General features: G+C 69.2%; 12 protein-coding genes and 1 riboswitch. Of the genes, 7 read left to right on the top strand and 5 right to left on the bottom strand.

The window, feature by feature from the left end; all coding sequences use genetic code 11:
• The first annotated feature begins 33 nt into the window (after positions 1-33).
• Positions 34-154: riboswitch (SAM riboswitch) on the top strand.
• Between the two features lie 78 nt (positions 155-232).
• The 3 genes from OC373_RS04795 to OC373_RS04785 are packed head-to-tail and all read left to right on the top strand — an operon-like array spanning position 233 to position 3,569.
• Positions 233-1,264: a homoserine O-succinyltransferase gene (locus OC373_RS04795; RefSeq protein ID WP_070425725.1), complete on the top strand. Its 1,032-nt coding sequence runs from the start codon at positions 233-235 to the stop codon at positions 1,262-1,264.
• Positions 1,261-2,505 carry an O-succinylhomoserine (thiol)-lyase gene (locus OC373_RS04790; RefSeq protein WP_070425724.1) on the top strand — a complete coding sequence of 415 codons (1,245 nt, stop codon included), beginning with the start codon at positions 1,261-1,263 and terminating at the stop codon, positions 2,503-2,505. Before OC373_RS04795 ends, OC373_RS04790 begins: the two co-directional genes overlap by 4 nt.
• On the top strand, positions 2,502-3,569 hold the full coding sequence (locus tag OC373_RS04785; RefSeq protein ID WP_070425723.1) for a homoserine dehydrogenase: 1,068 nt from the start codon (positions 2,502-2,504) through the stop codon (positions 3,567-3,569). Before OC373_RS04790 ends, OC373_RS04785 begins: the two co-directional genes overlap by 4 nt.
• A gap of 119 nt (positions 3,570-3,688) precedes the next feature.
• Here OC373_RS04785 and OC373_RS04780 read toward each other — a convergent pair whose 3' ends face one another.
• Together OC373_RS04780 and OC373_RS04775 are read right to left on the bottom strand one after the other, a co-directional pair.
• Positions 3,689-4,690: an alpha/beta hydrolase gene (locus tag OC373_RS04780; RefSeq protein WP_070425722.1), complete on the bottom strand. Its 1,002-nt coding sequence runs from the start codon at positions 4,688-4,690 to the stop codon at positions 3,689-3,691.
• Positions 4,691-4,802: 112 nt separating this feature from the next.
• The gene (locus tag OC373_RS04775; RefSeq protein WP_261997167.1) at positions 4,803-6,185 is read right to left on the bottom strand and encodes an L-serine ammonia-lyase; all 1,383 of its coding nucleotides are present in this window, start codon (positions 6,183-6,185) and stop codon (positions 4,803-4,805) included.
• A 97-nt stretch (positions 6,186-6,282) separates the two neighbouring features.
• On the opposite strand from OC373_RS04775, the gene OC373_RS04770 reads away from it, so the two are divergent.
• Positions 6,283-6,501: a glutaredoxin family protein gene (locus OC373_RS04770; protein WP_261997335.1), complete on the top strand. Its 219-nt coding sequence runs from the start codon at positions 6,283-6,285 to the stop codon at positions 6,499-6,501.
• An 81-nt stretch (positions 6,502-6,582) separates the two neighbouring features.
• On the opposite strand, the gene OC373_RS04765 is transcribed toward OC373_RS04770, so the two are convergent.
• Genes OC373_RS04765 through OC373_RS04755 form a run of 3 tightly spaced genes read right to left on the bottom strand, consistent with a single transcriptional unit; the run spans position 6,583 to position 8,434 of the window.
• Positions 6,583-7,149 carry a YceI family protein gene (locus OC373_RS04765; RefSeq protein WP_019186059.1) on the bottom strand — a complete coding sequence of 189 codons (567 nt, stop codon included), beginning with the start codon at positions 7,147-7,149 and terminating at the stop codon, positions 6,583-6,585.
• Positions 7,150-7,151: 2 nt separating this feature from the next.
• On the bottom strand, positions 7,152-7,724 hold the full coding sequence (locus OC373_RS04760) for a cytochrome b (RefSeq protein WP_070425720.1): 573 nt from the start codon (positions 7,722-7,724) through the stop codon (positions 7,152-7,154).
• Positions 7,721-8,434 carry a YceI family protein gene (locus OC373_RS04755; protein ID WP_261997166.1) on the bottom strand — a complete coding sequence of 238 codons (714 nt, stop codon included), beginning with the start codon at positions 8,432-8,434 and terminating at the stop codon, positions 7,721-7,723. Before OC373_RS04755 ends, OC373_RS04760 begins: the two co-directional genes overlap by 4 nt.
• Positions 8,435-8,629: 195 nt before the next feature.
• Here OC373_RS04755 and OC373_RS04750 point away from each other — a divergent pair, with 195 nt between their 5' ends.
• The 3 genes from OC373_RS04750 to OC373_RS04740 all read left to right on the top strand — a co-directional run bounded on the left by OC373_RS04750 (position 8,630) and on the right by OC373_RS04740 (position 19,385).
• Positions 8,630-12,178 (top strand): ATP-binding protein, encoded by a 3,549-nt coding sequence (locus tag OC373_RS04750; RefSeq protein WP_261997165.1) that lies wholly within the window; start codon positions 8,630-8,632, stop codon positions 12,176-12,178.
• A 194-nt stretch (positions 12,179-12,372) separates the two neighbouring features.
• Positions 12,373-15,879: a sensor histidine kinase gene (locus OC373_RS04745; RefSeq protein ID WP_261997164.1), complete on the top strand. Its 3,507-nt coding sequence runs from the start codon at positions 12,373-12,375 to the stop codon at positions 15,877-15,879.
• Positions 15,880-15,980: 101 nt separating this feature from the next.
• The gene (locus OC373_RS04740) at positions 15,981-19,385 is read left to right on the top strand and encodes a response regulator (RefSeq protein WP_261997163.1); all 3,405 of its coding nucleotides are present in this window, start codon (positions 15,981-15,983) and stop codon (positions 19,383-19,385) included.
• Positions 19,386-19,418 lie beyond the last annotated feature (33 nt).

Raw genomic sequence — 19,418 nt, 5'->3', positions numbered from 1 at the left:
TTGACATCAGCCAAAAGCGCTGGCATCGTGGCTGCACCATCGAGACCGGCAGAGGGACAGGCCCTTTGAAGCCGGGGCAGCCCGCAGACGCGAAAGCGACCTGCGTAGGTGCCAAATCCTGCGGAGACCGTTGGTGTCTTCCGAAAGATGGTTCGAACCGTGCACCGTGCGTGCGCTTCGAACGCGAGCTCCGCGAAAGCTCGATGGCCGCTTTCCTCCTTTGGATACCGCCATGAGCTTCGCCACCGCCGCCCCTGCCGCCACCGAAACTTTCGCCCCGCTCAGCGTCCCCGTCGACGCCGGGCTGAACGCCGTGCGCGGCGATATCGCGGCGGTGCTGTCGATGCGTCACGGTGGACCGCGGCCGGTGCGGCTGCGCTACGAAATCGTGGGCCGCGCCGACGCGCCGGTGGTGGTGCTGGCCGGTGGCATCTCCGCCCACCGCCACGTGGCGGCCAATGCCGAATTTCCGGAAAAGGGCTGGGCCGAAGGCCTGGTGGCCCCGGGCCGCGCGCTGGATCCGGCCTCGCTGCGGATCCTGGCGTTCGATTTCATTGGTGCCGACGGCGCGCTGGACCTGCCGATCGATACTGCCGACCAGGCCGACGCGCTGGCCCTGCTGCTCGATCATCTTGGCATCGCCCGCCTGCAGTGCTTCGTCGGTTACTCCTACGGTGCGCTGGTTGGCCAGCAGTTCGCGCTCCGCCACCGCCAGCGCCTGCAGAAGCTGATCGCGGTGAGCGGCGCGCACCGCCCGCATCCGTATGCCGCCGCCTGGCGCGCGCTGCAGCGTCGCGCGGTCGCGCTTGGCCAGTTGCAGTGCGCCGAAAGCCACGGGCTGTCGCTGGCGCGCCAGTTCGCCATGCTCAGCTACCGCACGCCGGAAGAGTTCGGTGAACGCTTCGATGCCGCACCGGAAGTGGTCAATGGCCGCGTGCGCGTTGCCGCCGAGGACTACCTGGATGCCGCCGGTGCGCAGTACGTGGCCCGCACGCCGGTCGATGCCTACCTGCGCCTGTCCGAATCGATCGACCTGCACCGCATCGACCCGACCGCCATCCAGGTCCCGACCGTCGTGGTCGCCGTGGAAGGCGATCGCCTGGTCCCGCTGGCCGACTGCGTCGGTCTGGTGGAAGGGCTGGGCCCGCGCGGCAGCCTGCGCGTGCTGCGCTCCCCGTATGGCCACGACGCCTTCCTGAAAGAAACCGATCGCATCGACGCGATCCTCGCCACCGCTTTTCGATCCCCCGGAGAAACCGCATGAGCCGTTCCGCTGGTACCGAGCCGTCCTGTAGCCGCGTCACCGCCGCCGTGCGTGCCGGCATCGACCGTGACACCGCCCATGGCGCGGTGACCCCGCCGATCGTGCTGTCCTCGAACTTCAGCTTCGATGGCTTCGGCAACAAGCGCCAGTACGACTACACGCGCAGCGGCAACCCCACCCGTGATCTGCTGGGTGAAGCGCTGGCCGAACTGGAGGGGGGCGCCGGTGGCGTGATCACGTCCACCGGCATGGGCGCGATCAACCTGGTGCTCAATGCGCTGCTGCAGCCCGGCGATACCCTGGTGGTGCCGCATGATGCGTACGGCGGCAGCTGGCGCCTGTTCAATGCGCTGGCGAAGAAGGGGCACTTCGGCCTGATCACCGCCGACCTGACCGATCCGCGCTCGCTGGCCGATGCACTGGCGCAGTCGCCGACGCTGGTGCTGATCGAAACCCCGTCCAACCCGCTGCTGCGCATCACCGATCTGCGCTTCGTGATCGACGCCGCGCACAAGGCCGGTGCCAAGGTCGTCGTCGACAATACCTTCCTGTCGCCGGCGCTGCAGCAGCCGATCAGCTTCGGTGCCGACCTGGTGCTGCACTCCACCACCAAGTACATCAACGGGCACAGCGATGTGGTCGGCGGCGCGGTGGTCGCGCGCGATCCGGCGGTGCACGAGCAGCTGGTGTGGTGGGCCAACGCACTGGGCCTGACCGGCTCGCCGTTCGATGCGTTCCTGACCCTGCGTGGCCTGCGCACGCTCGGTGCACGGCTGCGCGCGCACCAGGAAAACACGGTGGCCGTGGTCGATCTGCTCACCGCCAGCGATGCGGTGGCCAGCGTGTACTACCCCGGCCTGGCCGATCATCCCGGCCATGCCATCGCGGCGCGCCAGCAGAGCGGCTTCGGTGCGATGCTGTCCTTCGAACTGGCCTCGTGCCCGGGCGATGATCCGCACGCGGCGGTGCGCGCCTTCGTCGATGGCCTGCGCTGTTTCACCCTGGCCGAATCGCTGGGCGGCGTCGAGAGCCTGGTCGCGCACCCGGCCACCATGACCCATGCAGCGATGACTCCGGAAGCGCGCGCGCATGCCGGCATCAGCGAAGGGCTGCTGCGCCTGTCGGTCGGCATTGAATCGCCGGAGGATCTGGTGGCCGATCTGCAGGCCGGGCTGGAACGCGCCCAGGTCGTGATCGATCAGCACCGCGACGTGCAGCGCCGTAAACAGGTGGATGCATGAGCGCGGTGCTGAATCTACCGCTGGTTGCCAACCGGAAACTGGCGCTGCTCGGCACCGGCACGGTCGGCACCGCTTTCGTGGAACGGTATGCCTCGTTGCAGCACCGTGGCGTCACGCTGCCGTCGTTTTCCTGGCTGGCCAATTCACGCACGGCGCGCACCTGCGAACAGGCCCCCGCGCACGAACTTGCCCAGGCCAACCTGGCCGCACGCGGTGCGGTGACACTGCAGCCCTGGGCGGAAGCCGAGGGCCTGCAGCGCGGTGACGTGGTGGTCGATGCGACGGCCAGTGACGAGGTCGCCAACTGGCACGAGCAGTGGTTGGCGCGTGGCGTGCACGTGGTGACCGCCAACAAGCTCGGCCAGGGTGCGCAGCTCGCACGTGCCCAGGCCATCGCCGACAGCGGGCAGCAGGGCGACGCGCGCTACGGCGACAGTGCGACGGTGGGGGCTGGCCTGCCGCTGCTGAGCAGCCTGCGCGCGCTGGTTGCCGGTGGCGACCGCATCCATCGCGTGGAGGGCGTGCTGTCCGGTTCGCTGGCATGGCTGTTCCATCACTACGATGGCCAGCGTCCGTTTTCTGCGTGGGTGCGTGAGGCAGCGGGCGCCGGGTACACCGAGCCGGACCCGCGTGTGGATCTGTCCGGTGAAGATGTCCGTCGCAAACTGCTGATCCTGGCGCGCGCCAGCGGCATCGCATTGCGTGCCGAGCAGGTGCAGGTCGCCTCACTGGTGCCCGACGCGCTGGCGGTGTTGCCGCCGGCCGATGCGTTGGCCCAGCTGTCACTGCTGGATGCCCCGCTGCAGCAGTATTGGCGGCAGGCCAGCGAGCAGGGCGGTTGCCTGCGTTTCGTCGGCGGCTTCGATCACGAGGGTGCGTCGGTGGGGCTGCGTGTGCTCCCGCGTGACCATCCGCTGGCCGGCGGTGCACAGACTGACAACCGGGTGGCGATTCATAGCGATCGGTATCACGCCCAGCCGCTGTTGATCCAGGGGCCGGGCGCCGGCGCGGAAGTCACCGCCGCCGCATTGCTGGACGACGTGCTGGCGATCGTGCGGGGCTGATTGCCGCGCGATCCCACCAAGGCACGCGGTAGCGCCAGGGTGGGCTGGCTGCGTCGGCGGATAAGGGTGAGGACGGCTGCTGCCACGCATGGCGTGGCACTACCGGGGGGGTGGGCAGGTCAGTCGTGTGGTGAGATCGCCTTCAGCAGTGCCGCATTGAACCGGGCCGGATCCTGCACCTGCGGCGAGTGGCCCAGGTCCTCGAAGCTCACCAGGGTGGCGCCGGGAATCGCCGCGGCCGCCGCCCTGCCCAGCGCAGGGTAGTTGCCCAGCGTCGCTTTCAGCGCGGGCGGCGCGAGGTCACGGCCGATCGCGGTGCGGTCGGTCTGGCCGATGAACAAGGTGGTCGGGACCGTGAGTTTCGGCAGTTCATAGACGACGGGCTGGTTGAACACCATGTCCGAGGTCAGCGCCTGGCTCCACGCCACTGCCTGTTTGCCGGGGCCGTCGTACATGCGCGACTGCATGCGCACCCACTGCTCGTACTCGGGCTTCCACTGCCCGTTGTAATAAACGTCCAGCTGGTACTTCCTGATGCTGTCGAAGCTGGTCTTCAACTCGCCCGCATACCAGGCATCGATACTGCGCCACGGCACGCCCTTGGCCTTCCAGTCTTCCAGTCCGATCGGGTTGACCAGTGACAGGCTGAGCAAGCGCTGGGGATACATCAACGCGAAGCGTGCCGCCAACATGCCGCCCATCGAATGGCCGACGATGTGCAGCTTGCCCTCACCGTAGCCCAGGTGCTCCAGCAGCGCTTCGGTATTGGCGGCCAGCTGGCCGAACGAGTACTGGTAGCGTTCGGGCTTGCTCGATTTGCAGAAGCCGATCTGGTCCGGGGCGATCACCCGGTAGCCGGCCGCGCTCAGTGCTGCGATGGTGTCCTTCCAGGTAGCCGCGCAGAAATTCTTCCCGTGCAGCAGCACGACCGTACCGGCGAACCCTTTGCCGCCGGCGGGCACGTCGATGTACGCCATCTCCAGTGGCTGGCGCTGGGACTCGAACCGGAAGATCTTGACCGGATAGGGGTAGTCGAAGCCTTCCAGCCGCGGGCCGTAGGTGTCGGCGGCGAGGGTGGTCAGCGGCAGGCAGGCGAGCAGGGCGGCGGCCAGGATGCGCATGGCGGTCTCCATCGGGGGAAGTACGACTGTACCGGAGTGGCCGTGCAGGGGTGCCGATGATGCGACCGGGAGCAGCCGACCAACGGTCGGCTCTACATCCGGGGGCGGCGGATCAGCACTCGATGACGTTGACCGCCAGCCCGCCGCGGCTGGTTTCCTTGTACTTGTCCTGCATGTCGCGGCCGGTGTCGCGCATGGTCTTGATGACCTTGTCCAGCGAGACCTTGTGCTTGCCATCGCCGCGCATCGCCATGCGCGAGGCGTTGATCGCCTTGACCGCGCCCATCGCGTTGCGTTCGATGCAGGGGATCTGCACCAGGCCACCGATTGGATCGCAGGTCAGGCCGAGGTTGTGTTCCATGCCGATTTCGGCCGCATTCTCGATCTGGCTCGGGTTGCCGCCGAGCGCGGCGACCAGGCCGCCGGCGGCCATCGAGCAGGCCACGCCCACTTCACCCTGGCAGCCCACTTCGGCACCGGAGATCGAGGCATTTTCCTTGTACAGGATGCCGATCGCCGCCGAGGTCAGCAGGAAATCGAACACGCGCTGTTCGTTGGCACCGGGGCAGAAGCGGTCGAAGTAATGCAGCACGGCCGGCAGCACGCCGGCGGCGCCGTTGGTCGGGGCGGTGACCACGCGGCCACCGGCGGCGTTTTCTTCGTTCACCGCCAGCGCGTACAGGTTGACCCAGTCCAGCGTGGTCAGCGGATCGCGCATCGCCGCTTCGGGCTTGGAGGACAGCTCGCGGTAAAGCGCCGGTGCGCGGCGGGAGACATGCAGGCCGCCGGGCAGGGTGCCTTCCTGGCGGATGCCGCGTGCCACGCAGGCCTGCATGGCGCTCCAGATTTCACGCAGGCTCTCGCGGATCTCGTCCTCGGTACGCCAGCACTTCTCGTTCTCGAACATCATCTGGGCGATGCTCAAGCCACTGCGCGCGGTCTGCGCAAGCAGCTCGTCGCCGCTCTTGAACGGATAGGGCAGCGGGGTTTCATCGGGCACGATCCGGTCATCGGCCGCATCGTCCTGGTTGACCACGAAGCCACCACCGACGGAGTAGTAGTCGCGCGTGGCGATCACCTGCTCATCGGCGCCGTAGGCGGTGAAGCGCATGCCGTTGGTGTGGTATGGCAGTTTCTGGCGCTTGTTCAGGCCCAGGTCGCGCTTCTCGTCGAAGGCGATCTCTTGCTGGCCCATCAGGCGGATCCGCTTGCTGCTGCGGATCCGCTCCAGGGTCTCGGGGATGATGTCCGGATCGATCAGGTTCGGGCGCTGGCCTTCCAGCCCGAGCAGCACCGCCTTGTCGGTGCCATGGCCACGGCCGGTCAGGGCCAGCGAACCGTAGACGTCGGCGCGGATGCGCACCACGTCCTGCAGATGGCCCGGATCGAGCAGCCAGCGGTGCACGAAACGTTCGGCAGCCTTCATCGGTCCCACGGTGTGGGAAGAGCTCGGGCCAATGCCGATCTTGAAAACGTCGAACGTGCTGACAGCCATGATTGCCAAACTGCGGGTATCGGATGGAGCGCTATTCTATGCTGTCGCAGGCGCCAGCCTTGAGTGCGGCGCAACATTTCCCAAGGCGGGTGGGCCGGTGTTTACCTTGTTCCAGCGTGATGACTGCCATTTGTGCGACCAGGCCCTGGCGGTGCTGGCCCAGGCCCGGGTGGCCGATCTGGACAGTGTGTTCATCGATGACGATGCCGCGCTGGAGGCCCGCTACGGGCTCCGGGTACCGGTGCTGCGCGATGCACGGGGCCGGGAACTGGACTGGCCGTTCGACGTGCCCGCGGTAGAAGCCTGGATCCGGTAGAGCCGACCGTTGGTCGGCTGCCCGGGGGATCATCGTTGCGGCAGCCGACCAACGGTCGGCTCTACCTGTAGCCGGCGCGGCTTATTTTGCTTTCAGTACGACCTTGGTGCTGATCGCGGTCTCGTTCGGGATGGTCTTGGTGTCGGCCCAGTCGCCGCCGCCCACACCGAAGTCCAGGCGCTTGACCGTCGCCTTGCCGGCCAGCACCGGCTGCGCGCCCGGGGTCCAGGTGAAGGTGAGCGTGACCGGCTTGCTGACGCCGCGCAGCTCCAGGGTGCCGTCCGCGGCGTACTGGTTGTTGCCCAGCGAACGGAACTTGGTGGCGCTGTACTTGGCCTGGGCGAACTTGCCCACGTTGAAGAAGTCCGCGCCCTGCAGGGTCGAGTCGCGGTCGCTGTTGCCACTCTTGGCGCTGGCCAGCGGAATGGTCACTTCCAGCTTGGCATCGTCCAGCTTGGCCGGATCGAAGCTGATCCTGGTGTCGAAGCCGGGGAAGGTGCCGGTAAACACTTCACCGTCGTACTTGGTGGCAAAGGCCAGCACCGAGCCGGGCGCCTGCACGTAATCGGCGGCCAGCACCGGGGCGGTGGCCAGCAGGCCGGCCAGGGCGGCGGCGACCGCGGCGGGAGAGGTGAGCTTGATGTTCATGGTCAATCCTTCTGGGGGGAGGCAAGCCAGCGCTGCGGGAGCATGCGCGCAAGCGTGGCATCGCGTTGGTAAAAATGGTGGTAAAGCGCAGCACTGGCATGGGCGACGACCACCGCGATCAGCACCCAGAAGCCCCACTCGTGGATGGCGTGGGAGATCTGGGTGACACGTTCATCGGGCGGGCTGAGTTTGGGCACATCGACCAGGCCGAACCAACGGAACGGGCGCAGGCCGCTGGCCGAGTCGTACAGCCAGCCTGACAGCGGAATGGCGAACATCAGCACGTATAGCAGCCAGTGCGTGGCCGAGGCGACGCGTTCCTGCCAGGTTGGCGTGCCCGGCACCGGTTGCGGGGCGCCGGCGTACAGCCGCCACAGCAGCCGGGTCACCACCAGCGCCAGCACGGTGATGCCGATCGATTTGTGCATGGTGTAGACCCAGAAGTACTTCGGGGTTTTGGGCAGTTCGCCCATGGTCAGCCCGACGATGCCCAGGGCGAGGATCAGTACGGCGATGAGCCAGTGCAGGGTCTGGCTGACGCCGCCCCAGCGGGTCGGGGTGTTCTTGGCGGTCATGGCGTGGTCTCCTGGACCGGCTGTGGGGTATCTGAGTCGATCGGCGGGGCCGGAGTTCCCGGCACATCGGCAGGGGCTGGATCGCCCGGCTCGCTCGCGCTGCGATCGCGCACGGCCTCCGCTTCGATCCGCAGCTGCACCTCATCGCCGATCATCGAGGCCCAGCCATCCACGCCGAAGGCACTGCGGCTGAGTGTGGCGGTGGCCGAGAAACCGGCGGTGCGGCGGAACGGCGGCAGCGGATGACGCTTGAGCGCGTTGAGGGTGACCGCCAGCGTGACCTCGCGGGTCACCCCGCGCACGGTGAGCTGGCCGATCACGTTGGCGTGGGTGGGATCGATCGGTTCGACCCGGGTCGAGACGAACCGCGCTTCCGGGAAACGCTCACCGTCGAGCAGGTTGCGCGCCAGCGTGGCCTTGTTCCATTTGTCATCGCCCAGGTCCAGGCGCTGGATCGGCACGCTGACCTCCAGGCGTGCCGTGCGCCAGTCGTCCGGGTCGAACACCAGCACGCCTTCGCTGCCGGACACGGTGCCCAGTGCGTGGGAGAAGCCGGCATGCTCCACCGCGAACAGCACGCGGGTATGCACCGGGTCGAGGCGGTAGCTGTCGGGGGCGGCGATGGCGAGCAGCGGCAGGGCCGACAACAGCAGCGAAAGGGTCAGGCGCTTGAGCAAGGCGCTGGCTCCATGAGGGTCTGGGGCGATCATACGCACAGCCGTGTCATGGGATGCAGCGTCATGGCTGCAACAGATCGTGGTGCGGCCGACAACAGCACGTGGCGCCCGTGCCGTGTTCCCTGTGCAGGACGGAAACAGCCCGTTCCATCCACGGCCGTCGGCCCGGAATGCGGACACCGTCCTGATCGCTGTGTGACAATCCGCACCAACAGGGAGACCGGATCGATGAGCACGCGCCGCTGGGGTGCAGGCATCGTGCTGTTGGGGCTGTGGTTGTGCGCAGTGCCGTCAGTGTTGGAAGCCGCAGGGATATCGGCGGAAACGCCACGCTTGCGCCGCCTGGGCGCGGCCGAGGGCATGCCGTCGCGCATGGTGCTGGCCCTGGCCCAGGATCGCCAGGGCTACATCTGGGCCGGCACCGATGACGGCCTGGCCCGCGTGGACGGCGTCGGCCTGCGGGTGTGGCGCAATGATCCGGCCGACCCCGGCTCGCTTCCCGGCAACGAGGTGGAAACACTGCTGATCGATCCGCTGGACCGCGTCTGGGTGGGCAGCAATGGTGCTGGCCTGGGCATGCTGGGTCCGGACCGGACGGCGTTCACCCGCTTTACCGCCCTGAGCGAGGCGTGCGAGGGCCAGTTCTGGTCGCTGGCCTATGCCGCGCAGTCGCTGTGGATCGGCACCAACCAGCACGGCATATGCCGGCGCAGCGAAGACGGGGCGCTGGTCAGGTACCAGGCCGACCCGAGCGATCCGCGCAGTCTGCCCGACAACACCATCTACACTCTGTTGGCCGATCCGCAGGGGCGGGTCTGGGTGGGGACCTCCAACGGTGTCGCCCGCTGGGATGGCGAGGGTTTCACCCGGATCGCGCCGGCCCTGCTGGGCGGCAAGAGCGTGTTCCGCCTGACCCGCGAACCCGATGGCACGGTCTGGGCGGGCACCGAAGGCGGGCTGTTCGAGATCGGTGCCGATGACCAGGCCCGTCCGGCGCCCTGGAAGCTCAGCGCCGATGTACGTGCGGCCACGGTGATCCACGACCGCAACGGCGGCTATTGGCTGGGCACCGCCGATGGTCTTTACCGCGGCGATGCCAGCACCGCGCGGCTGCTCGCCGGTGATGCCGGCAGTGGCTTCCTGACCGCGCGCAGTGGCGTGCTGGACATGCTGCAGGATCATGAAGGCGGCCTGTGGGTGGCGATGCTGACCCAGGGACTGGCCTACCTCCCCCCGGACTGGAAGCGTTTCTCCAGCTGGTACCAGCTCGACGGCAAGCCGTTGGACAGTGTGTACCTGCTGGGCGCGGCAGCGGCGGGGGACGACTTCTACATTTCCGGCGCGCACGGGCTCTACCGTCTCGATGTGCAGGGGCAGCTGCGCCAGATCGCCGACGACAAACAGATCGGGGTGGGCGCGGCGTGGTCGCTGTTGCCCCGCGAGGACGGCGCCGTGTGGATCGGTCGCGCGGGCCGTCTGAATCTGTACCAGCCGGCCACCGGCACACTGCGCGAGTGGAAGATCGGCGGTGGCGCCGATGTACGCCAGCGCATCGATCTGATCCGGCAGGCACCGGATGGCGAGCTGTGGCTGTCGATCATGAACTTCGGCATCCAGCGCCGCGACGCCCGCGGCAACGTGCTCGATACGATCCGCAACGACCAGAACCGCGGGCTGACCGAGAATCCGGTCGAGCAGATGGTGTTCGATCCGCGCGGGCAGCTCTGGGTGATGGGCGACCAGATGGGGCTGATGCGGTGGCGCAACGACCGTTTCGAACAGGTGCCCGGGGTTTCCCGCGGCAGCATCTACGATGCCGCCTGGACCGGCCCGGATGAACTCTGGCTGGCGCGCCAGGGCGCGCTGGAACGGTACCGCTGGGACGGGCTCAGCATGACCCTGCGCGAACGCGTCGGCGCGGCCGAAGGGATGCCGGCGGTGTCGATGGGCGGGCTCGCGCTGGGCAGCCACGGGCAGGTATGGGCGACCACGCCACGCGGCCTGGTGTGCTGGCAGGGCAGCGAACGTCGATTGCGGCTGTACGGCGAACGCGACGGCTTGCCGGATGTGGAGTTCAGCAATCGCCCGCCCGTGCAGACACGCGACGGCCGGGTGCTGGCAGTGACCGCGACCGGGCTGGTTGGTTTCGATCCGGACGCGGCGGACATGGTGCTGCCGCCATCGCAGTTGGTGATCGACAGCGTGCAGGTGCGTCGTGACGATGCCGAGGGCCAGCAGATGCTGCCGCCGCAGGCACCGATCGTGCTGGGCCCGCAGGACCGCGACCTGATCGTGTCCGCGCGCCTGCTGTCGTTCGCCAACCCGCATGGCAACCGCTACCGCTACCGGGTGTCCGGCTATGACCAGAACTGGGTGATGCAGGCGGCCGACGGCGAACGCCTGTTGTCGCGCCTGCCCGCCGGGCACTATCGCATCGAGGTGCAGGCCGCGACGCCGCACGGCGCGTGGACGCCGCCCAGCACGCTGGACCTGGAGGTTCGCCCGCCATGGTGGCGCAGTGGCTGGGCGATCGTGGGCTATGTGCTGCTGGGCCTGATCGGGATCGCCGCGCTGGCGTACGTCGCACGTGCGCGCCTGCGCCGTCGCCAGCAATGGCAGCTGACGGTGCACAAACAACAGTTGGCCGAGCAGGCGTCACAGGCCAAGAGCCGCTTCCTGGCCACGCTGGGGCACGAAGTGCGCACACCGATGACCGGCGTGCTGGGCATGAGCGAACTGCTGCTGTCGACCCCACTGGATGAGGTGCAGCGGGGGTATGCCGGCTCGATCCAGCATGCCGGCAAACATCTGCTGCGGCTGGTCAACGACGCGCTGGATCTGGCCCGCATCGAGGCAGGGCGGCTGGAGCTGGATCTGCGTCCGTTCGATCTGATGTCGTTGCTGGAGCAGGTGGAAGCCTTGATGGAACCCATGGCCCACCACCGTGGGCTGGCGTTCGAACGCAGCTTCAACCTGCCGGGTCCAGTGCAGGTCAGCGGCGATGAGATGCGTGTGCGGCAGATCCTGATGAACCTGCTCGGCAATGCGATCAAGTTCACCGAGCATGGCCATGTCGGCCTGGGGGTCGAACTGGGCGAGGAGGGTCGCGCGATCATTTTCGAGGTCTCCGATACGGGGCCGGGCATCAACCAGGACCAGCAGGAACGGTTGTTCCATCGCTTTGAACAGGCCGATGGCCCACGGACCGCATCGCGCTACGGTGGCAGTGGCCTGGGCCTGGCGATCTGCCAGGAACTGGCGGTGGCGATGGGTGGCCGGATCGAGATCGACAGCCGGCTGGGCGATGGCGCCCGATTCACCGTATCGCTGCCATTGCCCTGGACCGTACAGCCGCTCGGCACGCCGCGTGAGGCGGGCCATGACACGCGCACGCAACTGCCGCCGCTGCGCATCCTGCTGGTCGAGGACGATGCCACCGTGGCCGATGTCATCGCCGGGCTGCTGCGCTCGCGCGGGCACGAGGTGGTGCACGTGCTGCACGGCCTGGCGGCGTTGTCCGAGGTGGCGGCAGGCCGCTTCGATGTGGGTCTGCTGGACCTGGACCTGCCGGCGCTGGACGGCATCGCGATCGCGGGACAACTGCGTGCGATGGGCTATGAGCTGCCCCTGATCGCGGTGACCGCACGCTCGGATGCCTACGCCGAGCAGCAGGTGCTGGCGGCCGGATTCAACGGTTTCCTGCGCAAGCCGGTGACCGGTGACATGCTGATCGATGCGATCGTGCAGGCGCGCGCCGGGAAGTCGCCCCGACACTGATCAGCCGATGCACAGCGCGCACCGGTGCGATCAATGCCATGCCTCGTAGTTTCTTTTTTGATCTGAAATTTGATTGATCGGACTGTGACCGGGTCCAGATCCTGCCAGCCCGCTTCGCGTGGCTTCGGCATACCGTGCTGTTCATGCAGGAGAGGACGGTCGGGGTACGCGTGGGGGGAGGCCGATCCGCATCAATGGGCCATCGCTGGGCTGCGGTGATGCTGGGTCTCGCGCTCTGGCTGCCGGTCCCTGTTCTGGCCGGCGATCCCGTCACGGCACCGTGGCCCCGGCCGCTGGGCCCTGCCGATGCGCTGCCGACCGCAGCGCTGCGTGCGGTCGTGGAAGACCGCGACGGTTATCTTTGGTTCGCCAGCGACGATGGACTGCTGCGCTTTGATGGTCACCGTTTCCGCGCGTGGCGAAGGGAACAGGGGCTGCTGGATGTGGACGTACGCGCGCTGCATCTGGATGCGCAGGACCAGCTCTGGCTGGCGACCGCCTCGCAGGGCCTGCTGACGCTGTCTGCTGATCGCCGCGAGATCCAGAGCGTGCCGGGCAATGGCGCGGTGGTCCTGCCGCGCATCGGCGTCATGCAGATCACCAGCACCCCCGATGGTGTGGTGTGGGTGGGCACCCTCGACGACGGCCTGTTCGCACGGCAGCCGGACGGCCGCTGGCAACGCGTGCCGTTGCAGCTGCACGGCGGCCCCGTGCGCCGCGTAACTGCCCTGGTCACCGACCGCCAGGGCCGGCTGTGGATCGGGACGCCGGCGGGGGCATTGCGGCGTGAGGACCATCGTTTCACCCAGGTGCCGCTGCAGGACGACCAGGGCGTTGACGTGCGCGTGCTCTGGCCCGATCCGGACGGCGGGGTGTGGGTGCGCACACCGCAGGGGGTGTACCGGTGGCGCGATGGCGAGCTGCATCAGATGCCGGAGGGCACGGCGATGCCGGTGCTGCGCAGTACCGCGGGCGACCTCTGGAGCGCCGGCGCAACCGGACTGCGACTTCACGCGCGCGGGCAGGCGCCGCAGCCGGTGCCGCTGCGTGGATACGCCGGCGCCGTGATGAGCACGGCCGCGGTCAGCCATGCCCTGGAGGACCGGGTCGGCGGCCTGTGGTGGGTCGGCCGCGGCGAGGGCCTGTGGCACCTGCCCGCGCGGTGGCGCCAGTTCACGCTGCTGGCGGCCGCCCGTGATGGTTGGCCCGGACTCGATGGCGACCACGTGCTGGCCCTGGCGCCCTCCCATGGCAGGCGGGTGTGGATCGCCGGCGATCGCGGGCGCCTGCAGCGCGTGGACACGGTGAGCGGGCGCAGCGACCTGGGCATCGACTACCGCCCCGATCACCTGCGTTCCGGCACCGTGGCCATCGCCGAAGACCGTCGCGGCCAGGTATGGGTGGCCAGTGGCAATACGTTGTCACGCTATCTGCCGGGCAGCGGTGGGCGCCGTCACTGGTTGCTGGGCGTGGGCGGCGAGGCGGGGAGGGTCGATCTGCAGGCCTGCGGCGATGGATCGTTGTGGCTCGGGCGTGCCGACCGCATCCAGCGACGCGATGCCGACGGTGTGCTGCAGTTGTCCGCCGCGCCGGACACCCTCGGGCTGGTGCCGCCGAGCCATGGCCCCCAGTTGCTGTGCGATGACGATGGCCGGCTGTGGGCAACCGACCGCAGCGGCGTCAAACGCTGGCTGCCGGCGCAGGAACGCTTCGCGGTCGTGGAGGGAGCGCCGCGCGGCGAAGTGGGGGCGATCGCCCGCGGCGAGGATGGCCACTACTGGATCAGCAGCCTCGGGGTACTGCGGCGCTACCGCTGGGATGGCCAGCAGCTGCGCAAGACGCACAACTTCGGCCCTGCGCACGGGTATCCGCGTCTGCTGGCACGCGCACTGGTGGTCGACGCAGCGGGCGTTGCATGGGCAGGCGATGCACGTGGCCTGGTCCGCGTCGACCCGCACGGCGGCGGCGTGCGCCACTTCGGCGGCGATGAGGGGCTGCCGGCGCAGGGCGTGCTGCCGCACGGGCTGGTGCGCACCGCCGACGGTCGGCTCGCCGCTGCGGTCAACGAAGGCGGGTTGTTGCTGATTGATCCGGCCGGTGTCGGGGGCCCTGAGCGCGCGCCGGGCCTGGTCATCCATGCAATCACTGCTCGCCGTGGCAAGGCACAGATCACGCTGCCGGTCGGCGCCGGCCCGGTGCCGCTCTCGGGTGCTGATCGGCATGTGCGCGTTGCCGCGCGGCTGCTCAGCAGCGGTGCGCCGTCGCACGTGCAGTATCGGTTCCGGCTGCAGGATCACGAGGCCCAGTGGCAGGAAAGCGATGCCACCGGGCTGCGCGTGTTCGAGCGTCTGCCGGTGGGGCTGCAGACGCTGGAGGTGCAGGCCCGGCAGGGAAACGGCCGGTGGTCGCCGGTGCGCCGGGTGACATTGCAGGTGGCCCCGGCATGGTGGCAGGCGCCGCCGGCGCGGTGGGCCGCCGCGGCCGCGGGGATGGGCGCGGTGTGGCTCTGCGGATGGCGCTTCCACGTACGCCGCGGTCGGCAGCGGCGCTGGCGCTGGCTGCGTGCCCGGCAGGGGCATGCCGAGCGCGCATCCGTGCAGCGCACCCGTTTCCTGACCACGCTGGGGACCCGCATCCGGGTGCCGATGACCGCGGTGCTGGGATGGAGCGAACTGCTGCTGCGCTCACCGCTTCCGCCAGGCCAGCGCAGCCGGGTCAACAGCCTGCACCATGCCGGTGAGCACCTGCTGCGGCTGATGGATGACGCACTGGATCTGGCCAGCATCGAATCAGGGGAACTGCAGTTGCAGCCGGCACCGTTCGTGCTGCAGCGGATGATCGAAGCACTGCACGCGCTGCTGCTGCCGGTGGCGCAGGGCAAGGCGCTTGCGTTGGAGTGGCACAGCACGCTGCCGGCCTCGGCGTGCGTCATCGGCGATGCGCGTCGCCTGCGCCAGATCCTGCTCAACCTGCTCGGCAACGCGCTGAAGTTCACCGCGCAGGGAACGGTGCGGCTGGAGGCGCACGGCGTACACGATGGCCAAGGGATCGTGCTGCGGGTGTGCGATACCGGACCGGGCATGACGCCGGCGCAGTGCCAGCGCCTGTTCCAGCGCTTTGAACAGGCCGATGGCGCGCAGACCGCGGCCCGTTACGGCGGCAGTGGGCTGGGATTGTCGATCTCACGCGATCTGGCAGTGGCCATGGGCGGCGATATCACCGTGACCAGCGCTCCCGGCCAGGGCACCTGTTTCCAGGTGGCGCTGCCCTTGCCGCGCGGTGAGCTCCCCACCGGCATCGTTGCAGCGTGTGCGCCGCCGGGGCCGGCTGCGGCCGGCGCACTGCGGGTGCTGGTGGTGTATCCCTCGGCGGTCGTCGCCGAGGTGCTGCTGGCCATGCTGGCCTCCCTGGGCCATCTGCCCACCCACTTTCCCGGCGCGGATGCATTGCCGCCCACCGCCGCGGACGGTGCGGCTTGGGACGTCATCGTGGTCGATCCCGCCCTTTGGGTCGATGGCGAACGCGTGGGGGCACGGCTGTCGCGGCGGTGGCCGGGGGTGCCACGGGTAGCACTGACTGCGCGTGCGGATGCCGCTGCGCAGCGCGAGGCGATCGCGGCCGGCTTCGAGCTGTTCCTGCGCCTGCCCGTGAGCCGGGCGGCGTTGGGCGATGGACTGGCCAGATGCCGGCGCAGCGCATGAGCGGCACGCCGCACCGAGGGTGCCGGTGGAGACGGTGGGGGCTGCTGGTCTGGCTGCTGCAGGCGTTTCCGGTGCTGGCGCTGCCCAGCCATGGCGTACGGATGACGACCGTCGACGGATTGCCTTCCAACGTGGTGCATCAGATCGTGGAGGACCGTAAGGGCTATCTCTGGTTCGCGACCGGCGACGGCCTGGCGCGCTATGACGGCAGCGGGTTCCGGATCTGGCGGATGGAACACGGCCTGGCCGACAACGTGGTGCGCAGCCTGGCCCTCGATGGCCATGACCAGCTGTGGATCGGCACCGGCAACGGTTATCTGCAGCGTTTTTCCGCTGACCGCCAGCAGTTCGCCCGGTGGGCGGGGCCGGCGGTACCCACGGTGGCGGCCAGCCCGATCCTGGCGATCCAGCCCATGGACGATGGCAGCGTCTGGTTTGGTACCCGCGAGGCCGGTCTGTTCCGGCTCGACCGCGATCACTTCCTGCGTCAGTACCTGCCGGCCGCTGGCGGTGGTGGTTTGCCGTCGGCACGGGTGGAGCGGCTCGTGTCCGATCCGCACGGCGGCCTGTGGATCGGCAGTGCCGCCGGGCTGGCCAGGTGGCAGCACGACCGGTTCCAGACGCCTGCGATGCTCGGCGCTTCCGCTCGGCCGGTGACCGCGCTCGGCCTGGATTCGCAGGGGCGGTTGCATTCCAGCACGGGCGAGGGTTCGCGGGTGCGGCAGCTGCCGTCCTTGCAACCCGTTTCCGGGCACCGCACACCCGCCCGTTGGCTCGGCGCGGCGCGGCGTGGCGGGGACTGGTTCGGCGATGGCGACCAGGTGTGGTGGCAGGATCAGCACGGCCGGAACCACCACGCACTTCAACTGCCCCGGCCGCACGGGCGCGAGGTGTCGCGTATCGGGCAGGCGTTCGAGGACCGGCAGGGGCGGGTCTGGTTGTCGGGAAGCCGCCAGGGCGTATGGCGACTCGGCGCCCAGTGGCGGCACTTCGAGCGTTTCGCCGCACCGGCCGGACCCGTCGCCGGTGCGGCAGGCAGCCTGGCCCCGGCGGCAGACGCACACGCATGGTGGGCACGCGGCGGCACGCTCGCCCGTCTCTCGCCGGAGCAGGGCTTCTCCCCCGCGCGGTGGTCCTATGCACAGGATCCAGCACGTGCCGATCGCCATGTGGTGGTTGAAGATCCGCAGGGCGTGGTGTGGGTCTTCGCGGCGCCGTGGCTGACCCGGATCGATCCGCTGCGCCGGCGTCGGCAGCGCTGGCAGGTGGGGGCGGCCAGTGTGTCGCCGGGCACGTCGCCGCAGGCCGCGTTGCTGGCCTGTGGCGATCGCGTGTGGCTGGCCGGCAATGGCCGCGTGGAGCAGCGTGCGGGCGATGGCCGCGTCCTGGCCAGTGCTGCCTACGCGGCGGCGGGCCTGCGTCCGGGCGTGGCGGAGCTCGCGCTCCAGTGCAGCCCTGGCGGAGAGGTATGGTTGGGGGACGGCGAAGGTCTCAAACAGTGGCATGTGGCGGCCAGCCGTTTTCTCCCGGTGCCGGGCAGCGGCCGGCGGGAGATCGGCGCGCTGCATCTGGCCTCCGATGGGTGGCTGTGGGCAGCCGATGCGGAGGGCTGGTCGGCCTACCAGCATGCGCCCGGCCGCCCGCCTCACAGCCAACGGGTTGACGCGGCGCAGGGAGTACCGGCCGCGTTGCCACGCGGATTGAGCGGCGCCCCGGATGGTGCCTTATGGGCGACCACGGCGCGCGGGGTGGTGCGCCTGGCCCCGGAGCGCGGCAATGCGCGGCTGTACACCGCCGATGATGGCCTGCCGCTGATGGTGTTCGATACTGGCCTGGTTGCTGCCGGAGTGCATCTGCTCGCCCTGGAGGCCAACGGCGACGTGCTCGCCTTGCATCCGGCGGGCATGGTCGACGCCACGACGCCGGCATCGCTGGTGATCGACCGGGTGAAGGTGCGCCGACAACGGCGCTGGGTCGAGCTGCCTTCCACCGATCCACTGCAGCTCAACGCCGATGATCGCGACATCCAGTTGTCGGCGCGCCTGCTGAGCGGCCGGCCCGACGGTGTGAGCGGGTATCGATTCCGGCTGCGGGGCGAAGACCCCGAATGGGTCCGCGCCGGGCGACGCGGCGCGCGCGGCTTCCCCCGCCTGCCGGCCGGCGAGCATGTACTGGAATTCCAGGCACGTGACGTGGATGGGCAATGGTCGGCCCTGCAGCAGGTGCACCTGCACGTGGCCTACAACGGTTGGGCGCATCCCGGGGCGTGGGCGTTGCTGTGGCTGCTCGCCGCCAGTGCAGGCACGTTGCTGGTGTGGACGCTGAGGCAGCGGCGGCAGCGCGCGCTCGCCTGGCGGGCGGCCACGCGCCGCCAGGCACGTGCCGAACAGGCCGCGCAGGCCAAGGCGCGCTACATGGCCACGCTGGGGCATGAAGTCCGGACACCGCTCACCGGCGTGCTTGGCATGAGCGAACTGCTGTTGGCTACGCCGTTACCCGCAGGCGCGCGCGAACAGGTGCTGCATATCCAGCAGGGCGGGCGTGCATTGCTGCAGGTGGTGGACGAAGCGCTGGAGATGGCCAGGCTGCAGGCCGGCAAGGTGGTGCTGCATCCACGGGGCTTTGCCATCGGTCCGTGGTGGGACGAGGTACATGCCGCCGTGGCCGGGGGTCTGGAGGCGGGTGGCTGCCGCCTTGTTTTGGCTCCGCCATTGCAGCCCGGTGCCAGTGCCGTGGGCGACCCGGACCGGTTGCGGCAAGCCGTGGAACTGCTCGCGTGCGGGCTGGCAGGGCAGACCGGGGCTGTGCGGTTGACCCTGCGCATCGCCTGGCGGCCAGGCTGCAGTGGCCTGCTGCTGGATGTGCTCGCCGAACCGGGGGCCTGTCCGTCCCCAGCGCCGTTGCAGGTGCGCGAGGCCTTGGCCGACGTCGACGTGCTGATCGGCGCGATGCACGGGCACCTGCGCGTGTCGCGGCTGCCTGACCATCGTTGGCAGGGGATGCTGAGTGTCCCGCTGGAAGGCTGCCAGGCGATCGAGCCCCACGCGACCGCACCGCAGGGCGATGCGCTCGATGCCCTTCAGGTCATGCTGGTGGAAGATGATCCGCTGGTGGCCGAGGTGGTCGGCGCACTGCTGCGGCTGCGCGGTCACACCGTCGTGCATGCCGCGCACGCGCTGGCGGCACTGACCGCGCTGGCCCGCCCCGGCACCCAGCTGATGCTGTTGGACCTGGACCTGCCGGGCATGGACGGGCTGTCACTGCTGCGCCTGCTGCGTCAGCAGGGCCAACGCCTGCCGATACTGGTGCTGACGGCGCGACGGGAGCTGGACCTGGAGCTGCAGGTCATCGCCGCCGGCGCGGACGGTCTGGTGCACAAGCCGCTGCAGGGCGATGCGCTGCATACGGCGATGCAACGGCTCGCCCTGCCGCGCGTGGATCGTGCCGGCGCAGGGAACGGTTTACTATGCGGGGCGTTGCCCGACGACCGGGGTGGTCAGGGGTGACAGGCCCGTTCCGGGCGACGGCAGTGAATCGAG

Source organism: Stenotrophomonas sp. Ste96, assembly GCF_024519495.1.
Taxonomy (GTDB): domain Bacteria; phylum Pseudomonadota; class Gammaproteobacteria; order Xanthomonadales; family Xanthomonadaceae; genus Stenotrophomonas; species Stenotrophomonas bentonitica_A.
This window is presented reverse-complemented; position numbering and strand designations above follow the sequence as displayed.